Here is a 3,319-nt window from a genome sequence, read left to right on the forward strand (position 1 = left end):
CGGGGCGGGCGCTGCCATGGGGGCAGGGGCCGGGCGGCGCTGTTGCTGCTGGGGAGGGGCGTCGTAGCCGCTGTCGCCATAGCCTTCATCGCCATAGCCGCCGCCTTGCTGGCCACCGCCGCCGCCTTGGCGGCTGCCCAGCATCTGCATGGTGTCGGCGCGGATTTCGGTGGCGTAGCGTTCCTGGCCGGAGGCCTGGTCGGTCCACTTGCGCGTGCGCAGGCTGCCTTCGACATAGACCTGGCTGCCCTTGCGCAGGTACTGGCCCACGATTTCGGCCAGGCGGCCGTTGAAGACCACGCGGTGCCACTCGGTGGCTTCCTTGTTCTCGCCCGTGTTCTTGTCGCGCCAGCGGTCGGTGGTGGCGATGGTCACGTTGGCCACCTGGTCGCCACTCGGGAAGGTGCGCATTTCGGGGTCGCGCCCGAGGTTGCCGACGATGATGACCTTGTTGACGGATGCCATGAGTGAAATACCTTTACAGAGAGAAGTGGCCCGGGCATAGAAGGATGGATCCCGGGCCAGACGCGCCATTGTGCCGCAAGCCGTCCGCCGTTGGCAGGGGGCGGATATGCCGGTGCAGCGGCTGGCTGCAGCAGTTTGTAACCGTCGGAAAACTGCCGTTCAGCCGTGGCGGCCCACGGGGCGCAGCGGCCAGGTGACGACCAGCCACAGCACGGCCAGGACGCTCGTCAGGGTGAACAGGCCCGGCATGCCGGCCCATTTGGCGACGGCGCCGCCCAGCGCGCCGCCTGCGAACAGGCCCAGCGATTGCAGCGTGTTGTAGGCGCCCAGCGCCGCGCCGCGCAGCGGAGCCGGCGCCATGCGCGAGACCAGGCTGGGCTGGGTGGCCTCCAGCGCGTTGAAGCCGCAGAAGAACACGAACATCAGCACGGCCATGGCCCACAGCGGCGGCTGCGTGCCGCCGGCCGCCAGCAGGCCCAGGCCGATCTGCACGAGGGTGATCAGGGCGATGGCGCCCAGCAGGGCCGCGCGCAGGCGCCCGCGCCGCTCCATGGCGAACAGGCCGCCCATGGCGGCGAAGGACAGCACCACGGCCGGCAGGTAGACATGCCAGTGCGCCTGCTTGTCCAGGCCTGCCTGCACCAGCATGGCGGGCACGGCCACCCACATGGACATCTGCACGGTGTGCAGCACGAACACGCCCAGGTTCAGGCGCACCAGGTCGCTGTGGCGCCACAGCTCGGCCATGCGGCCGCGCGGCTGGTCGGCGTGGCGCGCTGGCTCGGGCGGGACGACCCAGAGCACGACGGCAATGCCCGCCAGCGCCAGGGCGCAGGTCAGGCCGAAGATGCCGGGCAGCCCGCCCCAGGCCGCCAGCAGGGGGCTGAGCACCAGGGCCAGCGCGAACATGAGGCCGATGCTGCCGCCCACCATGGCCATGGCCTTGGTGCGCACGCTGTCGCGCGTGAGGTCGGCCAGCAGCGCGGTCACGGCGGCCGAGACGGCGCCCGCGCCCTGCAGGCCCCGGCCCCACATCAGGCCCAGCAGTGAGTCGGCCGTGGCCGCCAGCAGGCTGCCCGCGGCAAAGACCAGCAGCCCGGCGACGATGACGCGCTTGCGCCCGAAGCGGTCCGAAGCCAGGCCCAGGGGCAGCTGGAACACGGCCTGGGTGAGCCCGTACAGGCCCATGGCCAGGCCGATCATGGCCGGATCATCCCCGCCCGGGTATTTGCGCGCCTCCAGCGCAAACACCGGCAGCACCAGAAACAGGCCCAGCATGCGCAGCGCAAAGATCAGCGCCAGGCTGGCGCTGGATCGGCGTTCCTGCGAGGTCATGCGGCCCGATGCGGCCGAGGAGGGGGCTGGCGCCTGGGCGCCGTGGACGGGTGTGGGGGAATCGAGCACGGGGTGCACTGTTGTGGGGGCAAGCAATCCGCCATTCTCGCCCATAGGCCGGCGCTGCGGGGTGGCTGGGTTATGCAAGGCAGTGCAAGACAGTTTTGTGAAGGGGCGCCGCAGAAGGCCCTGCCGCCCCGCAGACCGAGCCGCCATGCGGTGGCACGGGTTCTGACCTATCATGGCGGGTTCGCCTTCGCAGGGGTTTTCCCGATGCCTGGTTCCCACACGATTTCCGAAGACGGCGGCCTGGACCGGGCCGCCGACTCCCGCTCCCAGCCCGACGGCCGCTACCTCGGCCAGGCGCTGGCGCAGTCACGCATCGCCATCCGCGGTGCGCGCACGCACAACCTCAAGAACATCGACCTGGACATTCCGCGCAACCGGCTGGTGGTGATCACCGGGCTGTCGGGCTCGGGCAAGTCCAGCCTGGCCTTCGACACCCTGTACGCCGAGGGCCAGCGCCGCTATGTGGAGAGCCTGTCGGCCTATGCGCGCCAGTTCCTGGGGCGGCTGGACAAGCCCGATGTGGACCTGATCGAGGGCCTGTCGCCCGCCATCAGCATCGAGCAGAAGGCCACCAGCCACAACCCGCGCTCCACCGTGGGCACGGTGACCGAGATCAACGACTACCTGCGCCTGCTGTTCGCACGCGCCGGCACGCCCTACTGCCCCGACCACAACCTGCCGCTGCAGTCCCAGACCATCAGCCAGATGGTGGATGCGGCCCTGGCCCTGCCCGAGGACACGCGCCTCATGGTGCTGGGGCCGCTGGCGCGCAACAAGAAGGGCGAGTTCGCCGAGCTGTTCGCGCAGATGCAGGCCCAGGGCTATGTGCGCTTTCGCATCGACGGCAAGATCCACGAGTCCCATTCCCTGCCCGCGCTGGAGAAGAACGAGCGCCACGACATCGACGTGGTGATCGACCGCCTCAAGGTGCGCGCCGACGCCCAGCAGCGCCTGGCCGAGAGCTTCGAGGCCGCCCTGCGCGCGGGTGGCGCCGACGCCGGCGGCCGCGTGATCGCCCTGGAGATGGACAGCGGCAAGGAACACCTCTTCAGCGCCAAGTTCGCCTGCCCGCTGTGCAGCTATTCGCTGCCCGAGCTGGAGCCGCGCCTGTTCTCGTTCAACTCGCCCATGGGCGCCTGCCCGGGCTGCGACGGCCTGGGCTGCACGGAGTCCTTCGATCCCGAGCGCGTGGTGGCCTTTCCCACGCTGAGCCTGGCCAGCGGCGCCGTCAAGGGCTGGGACCGGCGCAACGGCTACTACTTCTCCATGCTGGAGAGCGTGGCGCGCCACTACGGCACCGATGTGGAGCTGCCCTTCGAGGAGCTGCCCGAGAAGGTGCGCAACGTGATGCTGTGGGGCTCGGGCGAGGAGGAAATGCCCTTCACCTATGTCTTCGACAGCGGCGCGCGCAAGGGCGAGACCCTGGTCAAGAGCCATCCCTTCGACGCGG

General features: G+C 70.0%; 2 protein-coding genes and 1 pseudogene. 1 reads left to right on the plus strand and 2 read right to left on the minus strand.

What is annotated here, in order from left to right; translation table 11 throughout:
* Both ssb and L995_RS21980 read right to left on the minus strand, forming a co-directional pair.
* On the minus strand, window positions 1-465 hold a 465-nt coding region (ssb, locus tag L995_RS21975), incomplete at its 3' end, for a single-stranded DNA-binding protein (RefSeq protein WP_047473712.1).
* A 159-nt stretch (window positions 466-624) separates the two neighbouring features.
* Window positions 625-1,800 (minus strand): MFS transporter, encoded by a 1,176-nt coding sequence (locus L995_RS21980; RefSeq protein ID WP_047473713.1) that lies wholly within the window; start codon window positions 1,798-1,800, stop codon window positions 625-627.
* Between the two features lie 273 nt (window positions 1,801-2,073).
* Here L995_RS21980 and L995_RS21985 point away from each other — a divergent pair.
* Window positions 2,074-3,319, plus strand: a pseudogene (locus tag L995_RS21985) (excinuclease ABC subunit UvrA); the annotation flags it as partial.

Source organism: Delftia sp. ZNC0008, from assembly GCF_000799035.1.
Classification (GTDB): domain Bacteria; phylum Pseudomonadota; class Gammaproteobacteria; order Burkholderiales; family Burkholderiaceae_C; genus Comamonas; species Comamonas tsuruhatensis.